The organism is Curtobacterium sp. MCLR17_059 (assembly GCF_003234665.1).
GTDB classification, from domain to species: domain Bacteria; phylum Actinomycetota; class Actinomycetes; order Actinomycetales; family Microbacteriaceae; genus Curtobacterium; species Curtobacterium flaccumfaciens.
In genome coordinates this window covers 628,869-652,398 of record NZ_QKSU01000001.1, presented here as the reverse complement: position 1 = coordinate 652,398, position 23,530 = coordinate 628,869, and the positions used below count along the sequence as shown (strand labels likewise).

Genomic DNA, 23,530 nt, shown 5'->3' with positions numbered 1-23,530 from the left:
GCATGTCGGTCGACCACTTCGCCATCACGGTCCCGCGGTCCTGGTTCGAGCTCCCGGTCGAACCGGAACGCCGTGACGACCGGATCAGCGCCCTCGTGCAGGAACGCATCGAGGACCACCGGGAACTGTGGGACCACCGCACCGAGATCGTCCGGGTGCTCCGCCGGTTCGCCCGCTCGGCGTGGGACAGCGGCGCGCGGTACTGCGCCGCGTTCGCCGAGCCGAGCGAGGACGGCATCGTCTCCGGTGCGCTCACCGTGACGGTCCTGCCCGCGCCCGAGGCCGGCGGCGACCCGCTCGCCGCGCTCACCGACCACGTCGCCGCACTCGGCGGGGACGACGACGGCATGCACGTCGACGTGCACGAGGTCCCCCGCGTCGGCCGGGTGCCGCGCGTCTGGGGTGTCTCGACGGTGCAGGCGCCGGACGGCCGCGGGTCGTTCGACGTCGTGCTCATGCAGACGTTCGTGCCGGCCGGCGACCAGGTCGCCCTGGTCAGCGTCTCGTCGCCCGCGACCGACCTGGCCGAGCCCCTGTACGAACTGTTCGAGACCGTGACCGACACCTTCGAGCTCATCGACTCCGCCGCGGTCGGCAGCGAGGCGTCCTGATGCGCCTCTGGCCGTTCCGGAAGAAGCGCAAGGTCGTCGAACCGGTCGTCGAGCGGGTCGACGAGCGTGACCTGGCACAGATGGCCCAGCGCGGCGAGCTCGCCCGGTCGGTCACCACACCGCCCCCGGCTCCGCGTGCGAGTGCTGACCGGGTCCGGGCGACCGTGGCGCAGCTGCCCGGCCGACCGCTCGGGTCGTCCGGCGGAACCACCGCCCGTCGTGACGCCGCCCCCGCCCGCCAGGCAGCGGCTGCCGTGCTCGTCCTCGACGGCGCCCAGCGGGTGACCGTGTCGGGTGGCGGGCTGATCGGCCGTGACCCCGCGAGCGCCCACCCGGACGGCGGACACGCCCACATGATCGCTCTGGAGGACCCGGAGCGGCTGCTCAGCCGCACCCACCTGGAGTTCGGGTTCGGCGCCGAGGGCTCCCTCTGGGTGCTCGACACCGCTTCGGCGAACGGCGTCGAGCTGCAGCGCCCGGGGTTCCCCGCGGCGATGCTCGTGCCGTCGCAGCGCACGACCGTGCAGCCCGGCGACACCGTGGTGTTCGGCGGGCACACGCTCCGCGCCGAACCCGCCGTCGGACTCGTCAGCGAGACGCCGCTGGGCTGAGCAGGCCCCGGACCGGGCCGGATCCGGGGCGCGCAGGCTCTGGGCTGCGCCCCCGCGGCTGGCGCCCACGCGGCCGGCGCCCCGCGGCCGGCGCCCCGCGGCCGACGACCCGCGACCGGCGCTAGTCGCCGGCCGGTACCTGCACGAGTCGGAGCGCCTGGTCGGCGTCGTTCAGCAGCGCCCGACCCGCGACGCGGTCCTGGGTGACCAGGCTCTTCGACAGCTTCGTGCCGATCAGGTCGCCGTCGACGGTGCTGAGCGGTGCGAGGAGCATGCCCCGACGCGCCTTCTTCGCGTCGACCTGCCAGCCGCGGAACCCGCTCGCCACGCCCTCGACGTCACCGGCCAGGACGAGCCCGACCGAACGACCCCGGTCGGAGTCCATGATCGCCCGGAACACCGGTTCGGCCGGCGACTCCTTCAGGGCCTCGGCGTCGTCGACCAGCACGAGCGTGAAGCCGTCCGAGCCGGTGTCGATCGCGGCGGACAACCCCTCGGCCCCGATGGCGCCGTCGGTCACCACCGTGACGCGGGGTGCTCCGTCGAGTGCTCGGAGCGGGGACTCCCGCGGTGTCACCGCGACGACCGACCCACCCGCCGACAGCACGTGACGGGCCATCGCGACGAGCGCGGTGCTCTTGCCCGAGCGGGGGCTGCCGCCGACGATGAAGACCGGGGTGTCCTGCACGAAGTCGTGCGTGAACAGCCGGAGCTCGTCGCCGCCGACACCGAGTGCGACCCGGCCGACCGATGCCTCGGCCGACGGCAGGTACCGCACGGCGTCCGCGAAGGTGATGGAGCGCGGGAGCACGTCGATCCGGAACGGCTTCGGGGCGTCGGCCGGCACGTGCGCACGGACCTCGTCACCGATGCCCCGCAGCGCGGCTGCCTGGTCTCGGCCCCCGAGTCCGCCGGGCAGCACGGCGACCTGGGTCTCCGTCGCCGTGGCGTTGCGGAACCCGCGCCCCGGTGGGATCGACTCCGGCAGCTTCTTGCCGTTGATGCCCTCGTAGTTGTAGTCGCCGCGGTCGGCCAGGGCGAGCAGCAGCTTCCGCTCCACCTGGCTCGACATCCGGCCGGACGTCAGGGTGCGGTCGCCGGAGACGACCAGGTGCACGCCGACGCCGACGCCCTCGCGCAGCAGGGTCTGGACGGCGTCGTGCAGCGCACCGTTCTCGGCGTCCGCCAGGGTCGCCATGAAGCTCTCCCACTGGTCGAGGAACACGACGATGTGCGGCATCGGCACGGTGCCCGCGTCGGTCCGCTGCTCGGCGATCGACGAGTACCCACCGGCGGCGAAGGCGGCCTGGCGCTCCTGCACCGTGCGGAGCAGGATGCCGAGCAGCCGCGAGACCCGGTCGGGTTCGTGCCGCTGCACCACGGCGCCGCAGTGCGGCAGCGCACCAAGGGCCAGCAGGGCACCGTTGCCGCAGTCGATCCCGTACATGTGCACGTCGCCGACGCCGAGCCGCAGGGCCATCGCCCCCGCCAGGGTGCGGAGCGTCTGGCTGCGGCCCGAGCGCGGCGAGCCGATGACGAACAGGTGACCGTCCGCGTCGAGGTCGAACACCGCCGGGCGCTGCCGCTGGTCACCCGGGTGGTCCTCGACGCCCCAGGCGACCGCCAGGGGTGCCAGGTCGCCGGTGCCGGTCGCCTCGACGTCGTCGAGCCCGACGACCTCGCCGAGCGGCGGCAACCAGGGCTTCCGCTGCTCGGGGGTGCCGAGGGCGCGGGTGGCGTCGTCGATCGACGCGACGAGGACGCTCAGGTCGGTGACCTCCACGTCGCTGGCCGCGGCCTCGACGGCGGCCGGGCGGGGGGCTGGATCGCTGTACGAGGCGAACGTGAGCTCGCGGACCAGGGCGGGGCGGGCCTCCTGGTCGTCCGAGCCGGGCCGGCGCCCACCCACACGACCGGACTGGAACGGCAGCAGCGAGGCAGCGCCGAGCCGCACGTAGGCGCGCCCCGGGGTCGACTTGGCGATCCGCGCGGCGTCGTTCGCGCCGATGACGTCCTGGCTCTCCGACTGGTCGGTGACGCGCAGCGCGATCCGGAGGTTCGTGTTCGCGCGGATCTCGGGCGACACGACGCCGCCCGGACGCTGCGTGGCGAGGATCAAGTGGATGCCGAGCGAGCGACCGCGCTGGGCGATGTTCACCAGGCCCTTCACGAAGTCGGGCAGCTCGCGGGCGAGCGAGGCGAACTCGTCGATGACGATGAGCAGCCGCGGCAGGCTCGGGATCGTGTCCCCGTTCGCCGCGCGCTTGGCCTGCAGGTCCTGGTAGTCCTCCAGGTCCTTCGCCCCGACCTCGGCGAGGGCGTGCTCGCGGGTGCGCAGCTCGGCGCCGAGCGACTCGAGCGCGCGCTCGACCTGGTGCGTGTCGAGGTCGGTGACCATGCCGACCGTGTGCGGCAGGTCGACGCAGTCCTTGAAGGCCGCACCGCCCTTGTAGTCGACGAGCACGAAGTTCATCTCGTCCGGCCGGTTCGCCACGGCGAGGGACGCCACGATCGTCTGCAGCAGCTCGGACTTGCCGGAACCGGTGGTCCCGGCGACCAGGCCGTGCGGGCCGTCGTTCCGCAGGTCGATCGCGAACGGCCCGTCGATCGACGCCCCCACCACGGCGGTGGTGCTGCGGCCGCCGAGCAGCCAGCGTGCCTGCACGGCCTCGGACGTGGGCGGTTCGAGCTGGAGCACGTCGAGCAGCCGGGCGGACGACGGGATGGCGCCGTCCTGCACGTCCGGGCTGGCGTCGACGATCGGGGACAGCGACCGGGCGACCCACTCGAGCCAGTCCTGGTCGACCAGGTCCGGGCGTGCGTCGTCGATGCGCTCGCTGCGCTGCTGGGTGACCCGCACCCGGTCGTCGCGGACGACCACCACGGCGTCGCACTCCTCGGGCAGGAGCCGCTCGTCCAGGTCGAGGCAGATGCTGAACACCCCGACCGACGGCCCCTCCTTGAGCACCTGCACGAGCGAGGGCATCGCGCGGAGCCGGCGCGCGCCGTCCATCACGACGACGATCTCGTCGGCCGGCGGGGTCTTCTTGCCGATCCCGGCTTCCTTGCGGGCGTCGATGATCGCGGCGAGCTCGGCGATCGCCCGCGCGGTCGACGCGGCGTTCGAGGCGATGCTCGTCATCGGCTGGTCCGCACCGTCGCGGCGGACGTGCGGCAGCCAGGACATCCACTCCCACAGCGACGTGCGTGTGGTGTCGGTGAGCAGCGTGAAGGTGACGTCCTTCGGACTCTGCAGCGTCGCGAGCTGCGCGACCACCCAGTTCGCGAGTCGTCGGGCGTCGTCGTCCGGACCGGCGATGCCGATCACGCCGCGCTCGGCCAGGCGGATGCGCACCGGCACGTCCGTCGCGTCCCACGCGACGGTCCGCTTGTGGGACAGCTGCTCCGGGTCCTCGATGGTGACCTCGGAGCGCTGCGTCGCCGTGCCGACGCGGACCAGCAGGTGGTCCGGATCCGTCCGGCGTCGCTCCCACAGGCGCGGCAGGGGCGTGACCGCCGTCTCGTAGACGGCGGCGGGGTCCGGCGCGCTCGCGATCCAGCGTGCACGTTCGGACTGGAGGCTCTCGGTCGCGTCCGCCTCGATCCGCGCCTTGGTGTCCTCGTACTCCACGACGCGTTGCCGGTACGTCTTCTTGCCCTGCCGGCGGCCCTGGAGGCCCGTGATGATCATCAGGATCGGCGACAGCAGGGCGATGAGCAGGTAGATCCAGCGACCGGTGGTCGACACGAACATGACCGCCATGCCCATCGGCGCCAGCGCCATCAGGATGGGGAGCGCCCGGGCCGGGGGCTCGGTCGGCGGCGGGGGCAGCTGGTAGCGGGTGTGCTCGTCCGGCGGCAGGATGCGCGGCGGTCGGTTGTACTCGAGCGACATGCCGTCGTCCGCCAGGGACAGGTGGGCGCCGCGGTTCGGGGCGCGGCCGAAGCCGAGCAGGACCCCGCCGACCGCGAGCTGTGCGGTCTCGGGCCAGTCGGTCTCCTCGGTGACCGGCTCGCCGTCCAGCAGCGCGCCGGAGAAGCCGTTCGCCGGGCGCACCTTCGCGCCGTCGGCCGTCACCGTGACGAGCAGTGCGATGTCCGGCACCGTGTCGGACCCCGACGCCTCGGCCTCGACCTCGTCCGTGGTGCTCACCGGCACCCGCACGTGCGCGGACGGTGCCGTACCGATGGTCATCGTGCCGGTGCTCACCCGCACGATCGTCCCCGCGTGCAGCCCGGACACGATCCGGACCTCGGCGTCGGTCAGCGGGCGGAGCGGCGGCGGCGGCACCTGTTCGAGGCTCCGGCGCACCACCACGCCCTCGCGGACGCCCGACTCGGCGACCGACGCCGAGAGGTCGAGCGGCTGCTCCCCGACGAAGTACACGGGGGTCCGGCCGGAGGCGACGACGTCCGTGGCGATGAGGCGCTCGGCCTCGGCCACCAGCTCGCGCACCGCCCGGGAGTCGTCGCCGTCGACGTAGACGTTCGCGGTCTGGCCGCTCTCGCGGTCGACCATCGTGAACGTGAAGGTCATGGCATTCCCCCGTAGCGTTGACTTCGTGTCGCAGGACGATGGTAGTGTCCCCTGCAACACGCCCCGTTGGGGGGACAAACGAAACTCCGGGGAAAGGGAGTCACACCGTGGCGAACATCAACGTCTCGTACGCAGACCTCGAGGCAGCAGCCTCCGACCTCAAGGCGGGCCAGGCAGACATCGAAGACCGTCTGTCGGCACTGCAGCGCAAGATCCAGCAGCTCATCTCGGACGGCTACGTCACCGACAAGTCGTCGGTCGCGTTCGGCGAGTCCTACGACGAGTTCAACCGTGGCGTGACCCAGACGGTCCAGGGACTCGAAGGCCTCTCCACGTTCCTCTCCAAGGCCTCGCAGACCCTGTCCGAGACGGACGAGTCGCTGGCCTCCGGCCTCAAGGGCTGACACCGTCGTCGACCCCGTGCCCCGCGATCGCGTGGGGCACGGGGTCGTCGCGGTTCCTGTGGCGCCGTCCTGACGGCGCCGGTTCGTGATCGGGGAGGGATTGTTCCGTGGCAGGCAAACTGCTGGTTGACCTGATGGGGCTCGGGGAGCTCCAGAACGACCTGACGACCGTGCACAGCACGCTCGAGCAGGCGCACAAGCGTGTCGACGCGTCCGACGACGAGATCGGTTCGGGGACGGTACAGAACGCTCTGCACGACTTCGACCACCGCTGGGGCGACAAGCGGGACAAGATCAGCGAGTCGACGAAGGCGTTGGCGGACATGCTGAGCTCGTCCATCGAGACCTACACCGAGACCGACGAGCAGCTGGCACAGGCCCTGCAGGTCAACGACGAGAACGGCGGCGGCGGACCCGCTGCCTCGAGGGCGCAGTAGTCGTGGGGCGACCGTCGGGGTGGGACGTCGTCGATCAGGGTGATGATCCGGTCAAGGGTGATCCGTCGACGTTGCGGATGATGGCGCGGGAGTACCAGCGCATCTCCGACGCAGCCGATGACGCCTCGACCCGACTGAAGTCGGTGAAGGGGTCCGGGTGGCTGACCGACTGGGAGGGTGAAGCCGCGGATGTGTTCGTCGACGCGATCGAGGACACCCCGTCGGACCTGACCAAGCTCGTCGATTCGTACGAACTCGCCGCGACGGCGTTGTCGGGGTGGGCTGACACGGTCGATGACACCCAGTACCGGGCCGATGGTGCGTTGGCGGACGCGAAGGACGCCACCGGGGACCTCGCCGCGGCGCAGGACCGGTTGGCGGATGCGCAGTCGACGTTGTCGCACTACGAGTCGACGTCGAAGGACCTGTCGAAGGTCGCGGATAAGTACCCGGCGGGTTCCGACGTGCCGGACGGGGTGGATGTTCCCTCGCCGGCGCAGTTGCGGGCAGCGTCCGACAACGCTTCCGTCGCGCAGGGGTCCGTGAGCTCGGCGCAGGGGGACATCTCGGCGGCGCAGTCGCGGATCGATGCGGCGAAGCGGCTCGTGGCGGATGCGAAGGGTGACTGGCAGGACGCGGAGCAGCGGACCGCGACGAAGATCGGTGAAGCTGCTGACGCGGGCCTCGGGAAGCAGTCCACGTGGGACAAGATCTTCGGGTCCGAGGCGTGGGAGACCATCGTGTCGGTGGCGAAGGTCGTCGTGGCGGTGGGTGGGATCATCGCGATGATCATCGGCGGACCGCTCGCATGGATCGTGCTCGGCGCAGCGCTGCTCGTGCTCGCTGACACCCTGTACAAGATGAGCAAGGGCACCGCCGACGGGTGGGACCTCGCGTTCGCGCTGCTCGATTGTGTGCCCGGTGGGAAGGGAATCACCACCGCGGCGAAGATCGGGAGGGAGTTCGCGAAGGGCGCTTCTCTCGCATCCAAGTTCAGCTCCGCTGGTCGGCACGTGGGCTCCGAGGCTCGAACGCTGTTCGCTCCTGCGCGCCATCTGCTGTCCAACGTCCGTCACGGCACTGCGCTCCGAACCCTTGAATCTCTTCGCGCCTTCGTGGTCGGCGGGGGCAACGGCATCCGGCAGGACTTGGCGCATCCGCTCAAGGGCTTCAAGAACGGGCTTGACTCCTACTGGCGGTCGGACGCTCCCTCGATGGCGGCAAGAGCTCGCCATTGGCAAGGACAGCCGTCGGCTTGGGGAGCTGGATACCCGGGAGTCGATCCCTGGACGACCGGTGACCCGACTGCGCTTGTCGGCAAGCGTCTGCAGGTTGTCGGGAACGGGGAGTTCTTCGTCGTCAGCGACGGCCCGACGTCCGATCTCATCACCGCCGGTGGTGATGCGCGGAGGTACTCGGAGTCGGTACAGATCGGCGTCCACGACGAGCGCGGCCCGTACCAGAACTTCCGGACGGACGGCACTACCTATGAAGTCACCGCACCGATCCCCCACGCCCAAGGCACAGCTGTCGCGAACACCCAGTACGGCGCCGGCGGCGCAACAGAAGTGTTCATCCCCGGGGACCGCAGCACTTGGTCGGCCGCAGCCAACGTGATCGACCATCCGGCGATGGACGCAGCCACCACGTCGCCGTCGGACTACACGATGCGTATGAACGAGTACGGCGACGGACTCAAGCGCCTTGGAAGCTGGTCTCTGCGGAGCGGGAACGCCATCCCCTTCGACTACTTGAACGACCTGCGCCATGACAGCACGCCACGATGAGAATGGGGCTCTCCCGGTCGGGTAGGTCGCTCCTACCAAGGTCGGAATCTTGGCTCGCGATCCCCGAACGCTCCCCGGATGGTCGTTATCACTCGATGGTCGCGCCGCACCCGCTCTGGCCGGAGTACGGTCGTCTGCTCACGTTCATGAACTGGCTCGAGGACCGAGCCTTCACCATCGTGGAGCACCGCGGCCCCTTCCGCCAGCGCGGCAACGAGATCCTCGTTGACAGACGCTTCAGCGCGGTCGGGCCCTTGTACTCGATTGCCGACCTCGAAAAGGAATGGTCGTTCGGCGAGGGGATCGAAGTCGTCGAACTCCGAGGCAACACCGGCGGGCTGATCTCCCGGCTGAGGGACGGTGTCCGATCTGGTGACTACCGGTACTCAGTGGATCTCCGGTTGACTACGCCCGGGGACAGCCTGGCCAACGACGACCGAGATGCCGCCACTCGGGCTCTCGTTCGACTCGGTCCTGCGATCGATCTGACCCCGAACTGGAACGGTCACGATGTCCCCGCCAAGCACCCTGCCGAGGCCGCATGGGGACGATTGCCGTACGTCGTCCAGTCTGTGCAACGAGCTGGGGGTAGGGTGTTGTACCGCGATCCGTACCGGCGTCTTTCGAAAGCGGTGGAGCATTCGTCTACGGTGTTCATGAAAGGCCCTTCCATCCTGAATGAGCTCCTGCTCCCCAACAACATGGCCGCAGAACGGTTGCACGGGGGCGGCACTCTGGTTCGAGATTTCCCCGGGGGGTTTGCAACGGAGCGGGCGCGCTTCGCGCTCGTCATAGATGACGAAAGTGGCGACTGAACCAATGACGAACGGTGGACTTCCCAGCAATCCTCATCGTCGCGCCATGATGTCGTCGAAGTATGCGTTCGCCCGTACGCAGGTCATCGTGCTGCGACATGACCGGTTGGCCATACCTCTAGCGATCGTCGGGAACGAGGGCGTCCCGCTGGCCCTCGCTTTCACCGAGCTCGATGACGCGAGGGCGAGAATGACCAGCGATGTACCCGCCACGCCGAAGAGCCTTCCGATGCACCAGCTGGTCCGGATGATCCCGCAGGACTGGGGCGTCATCGTTGACATTGATCGTCCGCATCCCCAGGTGGTCGGTCCAGGCGACCGAGATCAGGTCATCAATGACAGCGGCCTGTTCCCCGCCGGTGCTCCAGTGACGCTGGCACCGCCGAGCCGCCGCGAGCGTGATCTGTGTGGCGCACTGCAGGAGCGCACCAAGGGTGCAGCCGGTATTGCTCGCGTATGGCTGCTCCGCCATCAAGTCGACGTACTTCCCGCCGAGGTCCTTGTCGTTGTTGCGGCCGATGACGAAGCTAGCGGGCTGCGGTATTCGGATGCCGTCTACGAGGTGGCACACGCGATCAATCATCCAGATCCTGTTTCGACAGCTTGGATCGACGAAATCCCGGTAGAGCACGCAATGTGGGTTCGCCAGCAGCCAGCCCTCATCGAACCCGTGTCACCGTGACACCCGCCATCCTCGATACGAGACGAAACAGTCCCTTCTCGTGCTGACGACGGGCAGGCTTGGGACCATCAACCGGCGCCCTTCCTGACGACTTGCATCTCGCTTCTGGGCAGCGTCCCCGAGGACGGCCGACGATCAACAGCGCTGGCCGACCTCCGACTTCCGACTTCCCGACGGCATGGCGGCGGAACGTCTCGACGACGGAACAACACTGGTCCGGGACTTCCCCGGTGGGTTCGCGAGTGAGCGGGCGCGTTTTGCACTCGTCGTCCTGCCGGATGCCTGATGTCCTTGCGGAGCACCCCGGCGCCACGAACATGCTCGTAGGGTGGTGAGCGTGCGCATCGCTGCTGTCCCCGTACCCGATGACCTGCACCTGGCGATCGACGACAGCGGCCGGCCCGCCACGATGCCGTACGACCGTGGCGTCGTCGTCGAGTTCGCGTACTCCATCGCCGGGGACCGCCCGCCGGCTGTCGGCACCGGCTCACGGCGGGTGAGTCGTCAGTCGCTGATCGAGGACGAGCGCAGCGGTCGCGCGATCGTGTTCGTCGACGTGGCCGCCGATCACTGGGAGGGATTGCCGGTCGCCGAACGCCCCCGAGCGCGGCGGGGTCTCCTGCCGATCCAGTCGCGAGCAGCACACGCCAGGCGGATGTCAGCATCCAGCGGCATCTGGGCCGAAGTGGTCCTCGGAGTGTTCGTCCCGAACACCGCATGGGAACTGTTCACCTTCAACGCCACCGGGCCGCGACTGCACCTGGTGATCGACCCGGATCCCGCCCGGCGTCGCATGGAGATCCTCCGGGCACTCGGAGACCGACCGCACCCGGAGATCACCATCGTCGATTCCGTTGACGCCGTTCCACGTGCCTGGCGGAATGCCGCCCGCGCACTCCTCCACGGACAGCACGATGGCTGAGGATGAGGACGAGCTCGGCCACCTCCACGTCGGGTACGGGGCCGTACTCCGCGGGAAGCCGAGCCTGCAGATACTCAGCGATCGAGCCGCGTTGCCCGAGGAGGCCGGGGAGGCCGGGGACCATCGCCCGACCAGTCCGACCGCCCATCAATCGGACTCGGCGGGCACCCTCCTCGCGATCGGACCGGGCGTCACGGCGCCCATCGGACTCCCGTTCAACCGAGTGGTGATCAACAGATGACGATGCCGAGCGCGGATCCGACGGCGATCGAGCCGGGGTGTTCGGTCTGCACCGCTGCAGTTGCGCGGCACGGCAGGGTCGAGACGTCGATCGGCGTCAGCCACCAGCAGCGGACCTCGTACTTCCGGTGCGTCGCCTGCGACACCTACTGGGGACAGGACGAGCGCTCGCTCCGCATCGTCGGGGAAGCCGACGTGCCGCTCGACCTGACGAGCGACTGGCGCGACGGCGACGGCAACCTCCGAGCAGCACCGCTTCCGCCGTACCGCCCGTTCGCGCGGCACGCCGATCTCCCGACGGAGATCACCACGACGGCCTTCGGTGACCAGGAGCACCCGCCTGCCGTCATCGACATCCCGTTCGCCCACGAGCTCCTCAACTCGGTCCCCGCTGGTCCCCTCGCCGAGCGCGTTGCCGTCTGCCGGCAGCTCGCGCGGTTGGCGGAAGCCGTCTCGCCGTCTCTGGGCCCGGCAGAACGAGCGTGGACCTTCCGCCGCGTCGAGTACACCGACTCGCTCGGGCATCGTCACGTCGGCTACGGCTTGGAGCTCGACCGGGTTGCGACGTTCGACGAGATCGCGTCCCGCGTCAGGTTCCCTGGGTTCGGACCGGGCGTCTTCTCGGCGACTCCGAGGAACGCCACGGTGTCCGAGTCGGGAACCCTGATGACCATCGGTCCGGGAGGCGCGATCGCCCACCCGGGCGTCCCGTTCTTCAATGCGCTGCGGCTCGGTGCGTGACATGACGACCTACGAACGAACCGCTCACAGGAACGGCACGAGCGCGCCGGCGACCGTGATCGTCGAGATGGACCTGACGAACCCCGATCATCAGGTGCGCTACACCGTGACCGTGTTGCTGCTGGGCGCAGAGCACACGGCCACGGCGTACGACGCCTTCGAGGCACTGAGCCTGGTGCGCGAGGCGCTCGACGACGAGGGCTGGCTCCTGGGCGTGCAGGGGGCACGCGTCGACGTGTGGCCGAGTGGGATGGCGCGACAGCAGGGCGGTGGCATGCGGGCGTACCGACTCCGCCGCGGTCGTCGGCCTCGGTTCAAGGACCTCGTCGATGTGTTCGCCCCGGCCGACGAACACCTCGGCACCGTGCAGGCGCAACGCGCGTTCGTCGCAGCGAAGTTCCCCGACGCCTGACCGGGTGCCGGCGACGACCGTCCGTGACTCCCTGAACACCGAGCCCCCGCGCACGGTTGGGTGGGTACATGTCCTCTGCCCCGCTCTCCGGTGACGACTCCCTGCACCTGCCCGAGTTCGACAACCCGCCAGTGTCTCCGCTCGACCTCGCTCGCGAGTGGCTGTCCGCGGCGAAGGACCGACAGGTCTCCGAGCCGCTCTCGATGACCCTCGCCACGGCCGGTGCCGACGGCCGCGTGTCCGCTCGCACCGTCGACGTGAAGCGGATTGCGACCAACGGACTGGTCTTCGGGACGTCAGAGGACAGCCCGAAGGGCCGGCAGCTCGCCGAGAACCCGCACGCAGCCCTGCAGGCGTACTGGCGCGAGACGATGCAGCAGCTCCGGTTCGAGGGCCACGTGGTCCGGCTGTCGGATGCCGAGTCCGACGCCCTGTTCGCGGACCGCTCCCCGAAGTCACGCGCCGCGACGGCCATCGCCGACCAGTCCGCCGTGCTCGAACCCCGCACCCTGCAGGACCTGATCGACGACGCGAACGACCTGCTCGACGACTCCGGCGACGACGTCCCCCGACCTGCACGATGGGTTGCCTGGCGTCTCGAGCCCGACATCGTGGAGTTCTGGCACGGCAGCCGTGACCGGATGCACCGACGACTGCAGTACGCACTCGCCGAGGGCGCCTGGACGGCCACACGCCTCCAGCCCTGAGGCCGACGGTCGGCGTTCAGTCCCTGGACCACCACGCCGGCTGAGCGGGTTCGACTCGGACCGTGAGCGTTCGAGCATCGTTCGATCGCTCCGCGATCACGAAGTGGCTCTCCGCTGGGTCGACGGTGCCGATCCGCCACACCGGCCACGAGTGCGGCCCGAGTTTGGGATCGAACCACGGCGCGGGCCCGTTGTCTTCCTCGCGCAACGCGCGCCGGACGCTCTTCGGATCGAGCTCCGGAAATCCCCCGGCGCGCGCTGCCGCGATCATGCGCTCTGCTGCGGCATCGACGGCGGCGGACCGTTCCGCCCGTGGGTTCCGGGTGATCCAGTAGGCGGCGACGTACCCGATCACCACGAGGCCGATCGCCGCAACGGTCACGACCCACGGTCCAGCGTCGGGATCGACCGCGGGGATGCGATCGATGCCGGAGACCCCGACGACGAACCCCAGGACGCCGAGCACCCATCCGATGCCCGCGACGCGTTCGGCACGGTGCGACGCTCGTGCGAGGACGCAGCGTGCCTCGGCGACGTCCTCGATCGCAACCGAGATCGCCCCCACACCCGCGCCCGCACCGGCCTCCATCGGACCAGTCTCGCTCACGGCGCAACGGAACCGGCGCCCGCACCGAGCGCCCACGCCCCTACCGCCCGATCGGGTTCACCATCGCCCCCGCCCGGATGAGCGACGCCGACTGGTCCGCCAGGTCCACCATCGACAGGGTGTTCCGCAGCTGCAACCGGTTCAGGCACGAGTGCTCGAACGTCGGCACCCGCAGGTCCAGGGGACGACGGCGGTCCGGGTGCGCGGCGGCGTGGGCGTCGATGCACTCCCCCACGACCTGCCAGAAGCGGGACTCCGGCAGCACCCCGTCGTCGTCGAGGATCGCGGCGACGAACCGCAGCACCCCGTCGAACACGTCGGTGAACACCGCGAGCGCGGCCTCGTCGTCGGACACCGGGTGCACGATCCGGTCGATGTCGGCGGGGACCGGGCGGTCGTCGTGCCGACCGAGCACCGCGGCCTCCTCGCCGATGTCCTTCATCACGGCCCGGACCACGACGCCGTCGCGCACCACGAGCACCAGGTTCTCGCCGTGCGGCATGAACACCAGGTCGTGCACGGTCAGGCAGTGCACGACGGGCAGCAGGTAGGCGTCGAGCCAGCGCCGGACCCAGACGTCGGCGGGCAGACCGGATGCCTCGATCAGCGCCGAGACCACAGCGTTCCCCGAGGCGTCCCGGTGCAGCAGCGCCGCCATCGTCAGCAGTCGCTCGCCGTCCGTCACCCGCGGCAGCGGACTCTCCCGCCACAGCGCCGCGAGCATCTTGCGCTGCGGCGAGGACACGTCGACCCGGTGGTAGGCGTCCCCCGTGTAGCCGATGGCAGCGTGTTCCCGGAGCACCGAGAACCCGGCAGCGGCGAGCGTGGGGTCGGCGGAGACGATCGACTCGACCCAGTCGTTCACGGCCGGGGTGTTCCGCATGTAGGCGGGCGACATCCCCCGCAGGAACCCCATGTTCTGCACGGCGAGCGCCGTCTTCACGTACGAGCGTGCCGGGTCGGTGCGGTTGAACGCGGTGCGGATGGACTGCTGCGGCTGGTACTCGTCGGGGCCCTCGCCCAGGTCGACCAGGTCCTGTCGGCCCAGATCGGGCGCGAAGGTCACGGCGATCCGGTGCTGCCACTGCCACGGGTGCACGGGCAGCCACACGTAGTCGTCGGGGTCGAGCCCGCGACGCTCCAACGTGGCACGGAACCCGGTCACGACCGCCGCCGACAGCTCCGACTCCCAGTGCGCCTGGTCGGTCCGGTCCGCGGCGAGCGCCAGGTGCGTGTGCTCGCGTCGGGCGGCGAGCCACCGGTACCGGAACCGGCCGCCGGACTCGGGCGCGAACGCCCGGTACTCGTCGAGCCCGAACCCGATCCGGCCGTTGGCGGCGACGAACGCCGGGTGCCCCTCGGTCATCGCCGCCTCGACGTCCTGGAACGACGCGACGACGTCCTCGACGGACCCGGTCGAACCGGACGAACCGGCCGAACCGGTCGCACCGGACGACCCGGACGCCCCGGCGGACCCTGCCCCGCCCCGCCCCCGTGCCAGCTGCCCGGCCGACGGCCCGCCCCGCCGGTGCTTCGCCGCCGCACTCGCCAGCGTCGACGCGATCTCCTCCAGGTACGTGCCGAGCAACTCGTCGGGGATCCCGAGCACCTCGTGCAGTTCGAGCACGAGCTCCTGCGCGCTGAGTGGCGCCGGCGCCCCCGCACGGGTCCGCGTCAGCGAGGCCTCGTCCATCGACCAGTGCTCGAGCACGTGCTGCCGCGCCCGGAACCGGTAGGTCGACTCCCCCGCGTCGAGCCGCCAGCCGTCCCTGTCCGGCACAGGGGCGATCAGCCGTTCGTGGGTGAACTCCGCGATCGACTTCGCGACGAGGTGCCGTTCGGCGGGCTCCAGGTGCTCGGGCCGCAGGTGCGCGGCCGGCCCGTCGTCGTCGGGGACGCCGATGCGATCGGTGTCGAGCACCGACAGCAGGGCCCGCTTGCCGTCGACGTCCACCTGGCGCAGGGCGCGGAACCCGACCTCGGCGTTCTTCGCCTGCACGGCGGTGTTCCGCACGTCCGGTTCGACGACGACCCGGCGCGCGCCGAGGGCGTCCCGGCAGTGCTCGACGACGGCACGCATCACCGCGCTGGTCAGGCCGTGGACACGACGGTCAGCGGGCGCCGGCGCGACGAGCAGGTGCATGCCGACGTCGCCGGGTTCGGCCGCCCACACGTCGGTGAGCAGGACGGCGGAGGGGTCGTAGGTCTCCGCCAGGAAGCACGGCTCGCCGTTCCGGCGGCCGAGCCACGCTGCCTGCGCGGGGTCCGCCTGCACGCCGGCCAGGTAGGCACGCACGCCGTCCACGTCGAGGTCACCCATCTCCCACCACGACGACGCCGGGTGGGCGAGCCACGACTGCACGACGGCGGCGTCGCGTTCCGGGTCCACGGGTTCGACGGTCAGGAGGCCCGGCTCGGCTCCCCCAGGCGCGGTCGCGTCCGGCGCCGTGGTGGTCACGGTCGTGCTCATGCGGAGACCTCCGCACGCTCGGTCGCGGGGCGGGCCGGCGCGCGCTCCGCGGCGCCGGGGCGGGCGGTGGACGGCGCTGCTGCTGACTGCTCCGAGGCGGGCAGGCCGAACTCCTGGAAGGCGATCCGGGCCTCCAGGCCGTACACGGGGCGACCCGTGACGGACCGGATGATCGACGCGTTCCGCCACGCACCCATGCCGAGGTCGGGCGCGGTCAGGCCGTGCGTGTGCTCCTCGGCGTTCTGCACCCAGATGCGTCCGCCCAGGGTGTCGACGTGGTGGTCGCGGGCGACGGCCAGGCGCCCGCGGGAGTCGCGGGCGACGAGGTGCTCGACCGGGTCGAGGAACCGCGGGACCCGCGGGGTGTACCCGGTGGCCAGCACCAGCTGCTCGACCTCGTGCTCGTACGTCTGGTCGAGCTGCTCGTGGCGGAGCGTCAGCCGGTAGGTGCCGCGGTCGGCGAGCCAGGCGGCGTCGACGACGCTCGTCTCGGTCCGGAGCGTCGTCGGGACGGGGCCGCGCGCACTGATCCGGTAGAGCTGGTCGTACAGGTCGTCGACCAGGTCCGCGCTGATGCCCTTGTACAGGCCGCGCTGTTCCCGCCCCAGGCGATCGCGGACGGCTTCGGGCAGCCCGTGGAAGTGGTCCGTGTACTCCGGGCTCGTCATCTCGAGGGTGAGCTTGGTGTCCTCCATCGGGAAGAACCGGGGCGAACGCGTGATCCAGTCGAGGCGGTAGCCGTCCTGCCGGATGTCCTCGAGCAGTTCGCGGTAGACCTCGGCGGCGGACTGCCCGCTGCCGACGACCGCGATCGACCCGGCGTCGCGCAGGGCGTCGCGGTTCGGCAGGAACTCGGCGGAGTGGATGGCCGGTCCGCCGATCCCACGCAGCGGGGCGGGGACGGACGGCTCGGTGCCGATCCCCACGACGACGTGGTGTGCGCGGTACGTCTCGGGACCCTGATCGGTCTCGGCGTGCACCGTGAACGTGTCGGTGACCGGGTCGTGCTCGACGGTGGTCACCCGGCGGCCCCACCGCAGGGTGTCGAGCCGGTCGGCGGCCCAGCGGCAGTAGGCGTCGTACTCGCTGCGCAGGGGGTGGAAGTCCTCGCGGATGTAGAACGGGTACAGGCGCCCGGCCTCCTTGAGCCACGCGAGGAACGAGAACGGCGAGGTCGGGTCGGCCATCGTCACCAGGTCGGCGAGGAACGGTACCTGGATCGTGGCGTCGTCGAGCATCATGCCGTGGTGCCAGGCGAAGCCGTCGGCGGCGTCGAGGAACACCGCGTCGAGGTCGGCGATCGGGTCCGTCAGGCAGGCGAGGCCGAGGTTGAACGGGCCGATGCCGATGCCGACGACGTCGTGCACGGCGGGGTCGGCGGTGGCGCGGGTGCGGTCGGCGGCGGTGCGGTCGGCGGTCATCGGTTCGCTCCCTCGGTCTCGGTGGTGGCGGCTCGGACGCGCGCGGCCGTCGCGACGACGTGCTCCAGCGACGCGCGCATCTGCTCCGGCGTCGTCTCCGGGTTGAGCAGCGTGAGCTTGTTGCACGGCCGGCCGTCGATGACCGTCTTGGCGATGAGCACCCGGCCCTCGGCGAGCAGGGCCGAGCGGATCGGGGCGACCAGCGCGTCGGCGGCCTCGTCGGTCATGCCGGCGGGCTGCCAGCGGAACAGCACCGTGCTGAGCTGCGTCGGCGCGACGAGCACCAGGTCCGGGTGCTCCTCGACGATCCGGTGGGTGGCCGCGGCGAGGTCGATGACGGCGTCGAACGCCGCACCGATCGCGTCGGCACCGGTCGCCCGCAGCGTGGCCCAGAGCTTCAGGGCGTCGAACCGGCGGGTGGTCTGCAGCGACTTGTCGACCTGGTTCGGCTCGGCGGCGTCCTCCGGGTTCAGGTAGTCGGCGTACCAGGCGGTGCGGCGCAGGTCCTCCGGGCGCTGCACGAGCAGGGCGCTCGACGACACCGGCTGGAAGAACGACTTGTGCAGGTCGGCGGTCACGCTCCGGGCCCGTTCGACGCCGTCGAGCAGGTGCCGGCGGGTCGGGGACACGAGCAGCCCGCAGCCGTACGCGGCGTCGACGTGCAGCCACACTCCCTCCAGATCACAGACGTCCGCGATCGGCTCGAGCGGGTCGATGACCCCGCGGTCGGTGGTGCCGGCGGTGGCAACGACGGCCATCGGCGTCTGCCCGGCTGCGCGGGCGGCGGCGATCGCCTCGGCGAGGGCAGCGGGCACCATCCGGCCGGCGTGGTCGGTGGCAACGGCGACCACGGCCTCGAGCCCGAGCAGCCGCGCCGACTTCGCGATGCTGAAGTGGGTCTCCGCGGTCGTGAACACGGTGCCGCTGCTGCCGAGGGCCTCGCGCGCCAGCAGCAGGGCCTGCAGGTTCGACTGCGAGCCGCCCGAGGTGAAGATGCCGTCCCCCGCGGCGAACCCGATCCGACCGGCGAGCCAGGCGACGACGTGCCGCTCGATCTCGGTGCCGATGCGGGACTGGTCCCAGGTGTCGACCGACGGGTTCACGGCGGCCAGGACCGACTCGGCGGCGACCGCGGGCAGCGCGACCGGGCAGTTCAGGTGCGCGAGGTACGCCGGGTCGTGGAACCAGACGGCCTCGCGGACGAACAGCTCGTCGAGTTCGGCGAGTGCGCGGTCCGTCCCGAGGGGTTCGGCGTCGAGGTCGACGTCCTGCACCCGGGTCCGGAGGACCTCGGGAGCGGTGTCGGTCGTCGGACGGTCGGCGGCGGCGAAGCGGTCGGCCAGACGGTCCACCGTGGACGTCACGGCGGAGCGGTAGCGCTCGGCGGTGGCGGTGGTCAGGAGTTCGATGGGAGGTGTCACGTTAGGTAAGGCTAACCTCACTAACCGTCATCGTGCCACCCGAACGAGGGGCGCGCCGAACGGCCGGGCGTGTCAGACGCACGTCTGCCGGGCAGCCCGAGCCCCCACCCACCGCGCGGGTCAGGCGTCCGCCGCCGGACGTCAGGCGTTCATGAACTCGCTCGGCTGCAGGGCCCGGCCGACGATGCGCACGTCGCCGATCGACCCGACGAACACGTTGTCGAGCTTGTCGCCGTAGCGGTACCCACCGAGCAGCCACGGCTTCCCGATCGTGCTGAGACCGCGGTTCGGGGTGGACGGGTTGCGCACGACCGGGCACCCGTCGACGTACAGCACGGTGTGCGTCCCGTCGTTCACCACGGCCACGTGCCACCAGGCGCCGAGCGGCAACTCGTGCCCCCAGTTCGTCAGCGATCCGTCCTGGCTCGTCGGGTACACGCACCACTGCAGTTCGCGGTCCCCCGACAGGCTCAGCGTCATCGCGGGTTCGTCCGGGTCACCGTCGGCTCCGGTCGCCTTCCCCACCTGGCCGGCGCTCGAGTACTGCGACAGCAGGGCGCTGAACCCGTTTGCACTCGGGTCGAACGTGGTCGGCAGCACGAAGAACGCCTCGACCGTGTAGCCCCGGGGGAAGTGGGTCCGGTTGAGCGGTGCCGTGTCGACGGTCTGCAGGTGGTCGCCGCCGGTCTTGCCGCCCTGCAGCGCGAGGCTGCCAGCGCCCGGCTGGTCGGGGTGGTGCGCCGCCGTCCAGCGCAGCGCCCCTGCGACGGCACCGGTCCGCCGGGCGACCACCAGGTCGTTGCCCTTGCCGCTCTGGTCGCGCACCCGCGTCGTCGGCGCGAGCGCCGCCCCGTCCGGGTTGCCGTCGAACCGCCAGTACGCGAGCGTCCCCGGCACCAGCATGCGTGCCGCCGGCCGGGAGGCCCGTGGTGCGACCGGCGCGAACCCCGCGAAACGCGCGTCGAAGTCCACGGCCATGGTGAAGCGGTCGACGTCGCCGCTGAGCGCGGTCTCCTGGGCTGCGAGTTCGTTCGCGTCGCCGAGACCGCCGGCGAGCAGGAAGGGCGACAGCGTCTCGACGTCGATGACGTTCCGCTCGAGGTCGACGTGGTACAGCCGGATCATGGCCGCCCCGCCGTAGTAGCGGTTCTGGTAGTTGGTCAGGTGCAGGGCGACGTCGTGTCCCACGGCGTTCTTCGCCGTGGTGCGTCCCGGCCCCCAGTAGTGCCCGTTGAGCGTCAGGAACACCTGGTCGTGCTTCGAGATGAAGGAGTCCCAGAGCTGCTGGCCGTAGGGGTCGAACGCCGCCCCGCCGCTGGCGTCCGAGTCGACGAGGGCGTGCGTCGTGAGGATGACCGGAGCGTGCGGCCGGGCCGCGAGCACGGAGCTGGCCCAGGCGAGCCCGCTCGCGCTCGTCCGCCAGTCGAGCGCCAGGACGACCCACTCGCGGCCGGCCGCGGTGAACCCGTGGGCGGTGTTGTAGCCGTCGGGGCTCGAACCGATCCAGCCAGGGGCCTTCCGGAACCGCTGCGGACCGAACACGTCGAGGTACGGGGTGCGGCCGCGCTGGTCGTCGGTCGAGGAGTCGACGTCGTGGTTGCCGGCGAGCACGCTGTAGGGCGCCCCGGCTCGGTCGAGCACGTCGAAGACCGCACCGGACGCGCGCATCTCGGACGCCGCACCGTTCTGCGTCAGGTCGCCGAGGTGCACGAGGAACACCGTGTTGTGCCGGGCCTGCTCGCGGACGACGTACTCGAGCGAGGCGCGCATCGGTGCCGGGTCGACCGCGGCGCCGTCGAACATGTACTGCGTGTCCGGCATCACCGCGACGGTGAAGCGCGGCGAGGTCGTGTCCGGGTGCCACCGTCCGGTGTGCCCGCGCGCCACCGCCGCCTGAGCGGCCTCGGCCGATCCACCGAGTGCCGCCGGGGCGACAGCGGGTGCCGCGGACAGCCCATCGGCGACGGCCGGGGCACTGCCGAACCCGTTCGACGCCACGAGACCGGCGGCACCGGCGAGTCCGGACCCGACCAGGAAGCCCCGGCGGGAGACCGGGATGCGCTTGCTGCGGTCTCCGGTGTGGTCGTCGGCGTCGTCGCGATCGTCAGGGCTGTTCTGCACAGCACCGCACCGTACGGACCGCGGGGGAACGCCCCGGGTCCGTTCCGTGAACTCCAGACCGGCTGCGGCTGCCGGTTCGGTGTGGACCGGTGAGGGCTCCTACAGCTTCTCGATCGGGGCGATCTTGATGAGGAGCTTCTTGCGGCCCGCGGAGTCGAACGCGATCTCAGCGATGCGCTTGGCTCCCTGACCCGTCACCGCGGACACCGTGCCCTCGCCGAAGTCGACGTGCTTGATGCGGTCGCCGGCGACGAGTTCCATGTCGCCGTTGTCGCGCACCTGCCCGGACACCCGGTTCGCCCACTCGGTCTTCGGGCGGGTCTTCGACGCTGCCGCTGCGCGGTCGTACGAGCCGCCGCCCCAGCCACCACCACCGCGGTAGCCACCGCCGCCGCCACCGCCGCCGAAGCCGCCGTCGCGCTTGGCGTTCAGGGCACGGGGCTGCGTGCCACCGCGGCTGTTCGCCATGCCCGGGGACTGCTTCCACTCGATGAGCCCCTCGGGGATCTCCTGCAGGAAGCGCGAGGGCATCGCCACGTTGACGTCACCGAACTGGGCACGGGTCATCGCGAGGGACAGGAACAGGACCTTCTTGGCGCGGGTGATGCCCACGTAGAACAGCCGGCGCTCTTCCGACGGACCGCCGGGCTCGTTGGCGGACATCCGGTGCGGGAGCAGGTCCTCCTCGACGCCGGTCAGGAACACCGCGTCGTACTCCAGGCCCTTCGCGGTGTGCAGCGTCATCAGCGACACCGTGCCCGACGAGTCGTCGAGCTCGTCCGCCGCGGCGACCAGCGAGACCTCGGTCAGGAAGTCCGACAGCGTGCCCTCGGGGTTGTTCTTCTGGAACTCACGCGTCACGGCCACGAGCTCGTCGATGTTGTCGGCACGGGCGGCGTCCTGCGCGTCGGGCGACTTCCGCAGGTTGTCGAGCAGCCCGGACCCGTCGAGCAGCTGCGTCAGCGTGTCGACCACCGGCTGCGTCGGGGCCTTCTCGGACACGGCGTCGAGCAGCGCGGCGAACTCGGTGATGGCGTTCCGCACCTTCGGCCCGAACCCGAGCTCCCCCGCGTGCCGCAGGGCGTCACGCATGGTGGTCTCGTGCTCGTCGGCGTAGCGCTGGAGCGTGGTCTCGGTGACCGAGCCGATGCCGCGCTTGGGCACGTTGAGGATGCGGCGCAGCGCCATCGGGTCGGCCGGGTTGGCGACGGTGATCAGGTACGCCATGGCGTCCTTGATCTCGGCGCGCTCGTAGAACTTCGTGCCGCCGAGCACCCGGTACGGGATCGCCGCACGGATGAAGATCTCCTCCAGCGCACGGGTCTGCGAGTTGGTCCGGTAGAACACCGCCATGTCGCGGTAGTCCATCCCGTCTTCACGCAGGCGCTGGATCTCGTCGGCGACGAACTGCGCCTCGTCGTGGCCGGTGTACCCGGTGAAGCCGACGATCTTCTCGCCGGCGCCGACGTCGGTGAACAGGCTCTTCGCCTGGCGGTCGAAGTTGTTCGCGATGACCGCGTTCGCCGCGTCGAGGATGTTCTGCGTCGAGCGGTAGTTCTGCTCGAGCAGGATCGTCTTGGAGTTCGGGAAGTCCCGCTCGAACTCGACGATGTTGCGGATGTCCGCCCCGCGGAACGCGTAGATGGACTGGTCGGAGTCACCGACCACCGTCAGGGACGCGGGGGCGATCGAGCCGTCGGTCTCGCGCATCCGGGCGACGTGCTGGCCGGAGTCCTCGAGCTTGTCGACCTGTTCGACCGGAACCGGGCGGGTGAGCTCACGGATCAGGGCGTACTGGGCGTGGTTCGTGTCCTGGTACTCGTCGACCAGGATGTACCGGAAGCGGCGCTGGTACAGGGCGGCGACGTCCGGGAAGGCCCGGAACAGGAACACCGTCTGCCCGATGAGGTCGTCGAAGTCGAACGCGTTCGCCCGGCGGAGTTCGTTCGTGTAGCGCCGGAACACCTCGGTGAACATGACCTCTTGCGGGTCGTTCACGTTGATGTTGCGCGCGTAGGTGTCGATGTCCTGCAGCTCGTTCTTGAGCTTCGAGATCTTCGACGCCGCGGCGCCGACGGTCAGCCCGAGGGAGTCGGCCTCGAGCTCCTTGATGATCCGCTTCAGCAGCGCCTTGGAGTCGGCGGAGTCGTAGATCGTGAACGACTGCGGGAACCCGAACCGCTCGGCTTCGCGCCGCAGGATGCGCACGCACGCCGAGTGGAACGTGGAGATCCACATCCCCTCGGCCTCGCCACCGACCAGGGCCCGGACGCGCTCGCGCATCTCGGCGGCGGCCTTGTTCGTGAACGTGATCGCCAGGATCTGCGACGGCCACGCTTCGCGGTTGGCGAGCAGCAGCGCGATGCGGCGGGTGAGCACGCTCGTCTTGCCGGAACCGGCCCCGGCAACGATCAGCAGGGACTCGCCGCGGTACTCGACGGCTTCCTTCTGCTGGGGGTTCAGACCCGCGGTGAACGGGTCTTCGTACGCGCGGGCACCGGCGCCCGGCTCGGGCGTCGATTCGAAGGGGTCGAGCACGATCGTCATGTTCGGGACATTCTAGGCGAGACCCCCGACAGCGACC

18 protein-coding genes are annotated in these 23,530 nt (G+C 70.7%); 11 read left to right on the top strand and 7 right to left on the bottom strand.

Features of this window, described 5'->3' with window-relative positions:
• Positions 1-2 precede the first annotated feature (2 nt).
• Both DEJ12_RS03285 and DEJ12_RS03280 read left to right on the top strand, forming a co-directional pair.
• Entirely contained in the window at positions 3-611 is a 609-nt protein-coding gene (locus DEJ12_RS03285; protein WP_071404663.1) for a hypothetical protein, read from the top strand.
• Complete coding sequence (locus DEJ12_RS03280; RefSeq protein WP_071404662.1) at positions 611-1,222, top strand: FHA domain-containing protein; 612 nt, start codon at positions 611-613, stop codon at positions 1,220-1,222. The genes DEJ12_RS03285 and DEJ12_RS03280 overlap by 1 nt, the downstream gene beginning before the upstream one ends.
• A gap of 121 nt (positions 1,223-1,343) precedes the next feature.
• On the opposite strand, the gene DEJ12_RS03275 is transcribed toward DEJ12_RS03280, so the two are convergent.
• The gene (locus tag DEJ12_RS03275) at positions 1,344-5,759 is read right to left on the bottom strand and encodes an FtsK/SpoIIIE domain-containing protein (RefSeq protein WP_111029010.1); all 4,416 of its coding nucleotides are present in this window, start codon (positions 5,757-5,759) and stop codon (positions 1,344-1,346) included.
• 107 nt (positions 5,760-5,866) lie between these two features.
• Here DEJ12_RS03275 and DEJ12_RS03270 point away from each other — a divergent pair, with 107 nt between their 5' ends.
• The 9 genes from DEJ12_RS03270 (at position 5,867) to DEJ12_RS03225 (ending at position 12,906) form a co-directional block, all read left to right on the top strand.
• Complete coding sequence (locus DEJ12_RS03270; RefSeq protein WP_071404660.1) at positions 5,867-6,163, top strand: WXG100 family type VII secretion target; 297 nt, start codon at positions 5,867-5,869, stop codon at positions 6,161-6,163.
• 107 nt (positions 6,164-6,270) lie between these two features.
• A complete protein-coding gene (locus tag DEJ12_RS03265) occupies positions 6,271-6,600 on the top strand; it encodes a DUF6507 family protein (RefSeq protein ID WP_128780490.1) in 330 nt (109 codons plus the stop codon).
• 2 nt (positions 6,601-6,602) lie between these two features.
• Entirely contained in the window at positions 6,603-8,387 is a 1,785-nt protein-coding gene (locus DEJ12_RS03260) for a putative T7SS-secreted protein (protein WP_375334589.1), read from the top strand.
• Positions 8,388-8,533: 146 nt separating this feature from the next.
• Entirely contained in the window at positions 8,534-9,202 is a 669-nt protein-coding gene (locus DEJ12_RS03255) for a hypothetical protein (RefSeq protein ID WP_146245606.1), read from the top strand.
• Between the two features lie 46 nt (positions 9,203-9,248).
• Positions 9,249-9,884 (top strand): hypothetical protein, encoded by a 636-nt coding sequence (locus DEJ12_RS17780; RefSeq protein ID WP_146237621.1) that lies wholly within the window; start codon positions 9,249-9,251, stop codon positions 9,882-9,884.
• Positions 9,885-10,221: 337 nt separating this feature from the next.
• Positions 10,222-10,806, top strand: coding sequence for a hypothetical protein (locus DEJ12_RS03245; protein WP_146245608.1), 585 nt, complete (start codon positions 10,222-10,224; stop codon positions 10,804-10,806).
• A 237-nt stretch (positions 10,807-11,043) separates the two neighbouring features.
• Positions 11,044-11,787, top strand: coding sequence for a hypothetical protein (locus DEJ12_RS03235; protein WP_111029004.1), 744 nt, complete (start codon positions 11,044-11,046; stop codon positions 11,785-11,787).
• Position 11,788: 1 nt separating this feature from the next.
• Positions 11,789-12,199 carry a hypothetical protein gene (locus DEJ12_RS03230; protein WP_146245609.1) on the top strand — a complete coding sequence of 137 codons (411 nt, stop codon included), beginning with the start codon at positions 11,789-11,791 and terminating at the stop codon, positions 12,197-12,199.
• Between the two features lie 68 nt (positions 12,200-12,267).
• Positions 12,268-12,906 carry a pyridoxal 5'-phosphate synthase gene (locus tag DEJ12_RS03225; RefSeq protein ID WP_111029002.1) on the top strand — a complete coding sequence of 213 codons (639 nt, stop codon included), beginning with the start codon at positions 12,268-12,270 and terminating at the stop codon, positions 12,904-12,906.
• Between the two features lie 16 nt (positions 12,907-12,922).
• On the opposite strand, the gene DEJ12_RS03220 is transcribed toward DEJ12_RS03225, so the two are convergent.
• The 6 genes from DEJ12_RS03220 to DEJ12_RS03195 form a co-directional block, all read right to left on the bottom strand.
• On the bottom strand, positions 12,923-13,513 hold the full coding sequence (locus DEJ12_RS03220) for a hypothetical protein (RefSeq protein ID WP_146245610.1): 591 nt from the start codon (positions 13,511-13,513) through the stop codon (positions 12,923-12,925).
• A 40-nt stretch (positions 13,514-13,553) separates the two neighbouring features.
• Positions 13,554-15,983: a GNAT family N-acetyltransferase gene (locus DEJ12_RS03215; RefSeq protein WP_111029000.1), complete on the bottom strand. Its 2,430-nt coding sequence runs from the start codon at positions 15,981-15,983 to the stop codon at positions 13,554-13,556.
• Positions 15,980-17,404, bottom strand: coding sequence for a lysine N(6)-hydroxylase/L-ornithine N(5)-oxygenase family protein (locus DEJ12_RS03210; RefSeq protein ID WP_111028999.1), 1,425 nt, complete (start codon positions 17,402-17,404; stop codon positions 15,980-15,982). The genes DEJ12_RS03215 and DEJ12_RS03210 overlap by 4 nt, the downstream gene beginning before the upstream one ends.
• Complete coding sequence (locus tag DEJ12_RS03205) at positions 17,401-18,825, bottom strand: pyridoxal-dependent decarboxylase (RefSeq protein WP_111028998.1); 1,425 nt, start codon at positions 18,823-18,825, stop codon at positions 17,401-17,403. The genes DEJ12_RS03210 and DEJ12_RS03205 overlap by 4 nt, the downstream gene beginning before the upstream one ends.
• A gap of 141 nt (positions 18,826-18,966) precedes the next feature.
• A complete protein-coding gene (locus DEJ12_RS03200) occupies positions 18,967-20,946 on the bottom strand; it encodes a LamG-like jellyroll fold domain-containing protein (protein ID WP_111028997.1) in 1,980 nt (659 codons plus the stop codon).
• Positions 20,947-21,045: 99 nt separating this feature from the next.
• The gene (locus DEJ12_RS03195; RefSeq protein ID WP_111028996.1) at positions 21,046-23,493 is read right to left on the bottom strand and encodes an ATP-dependent helicase; all 2,448 of its coding nucleotides are present in this window, start codon (positions 23,491-23,493) and stop codon (positions 21,046-21,048) included.
• Positions 23,494-23,530: the final 37 nt, after the last annotated feature.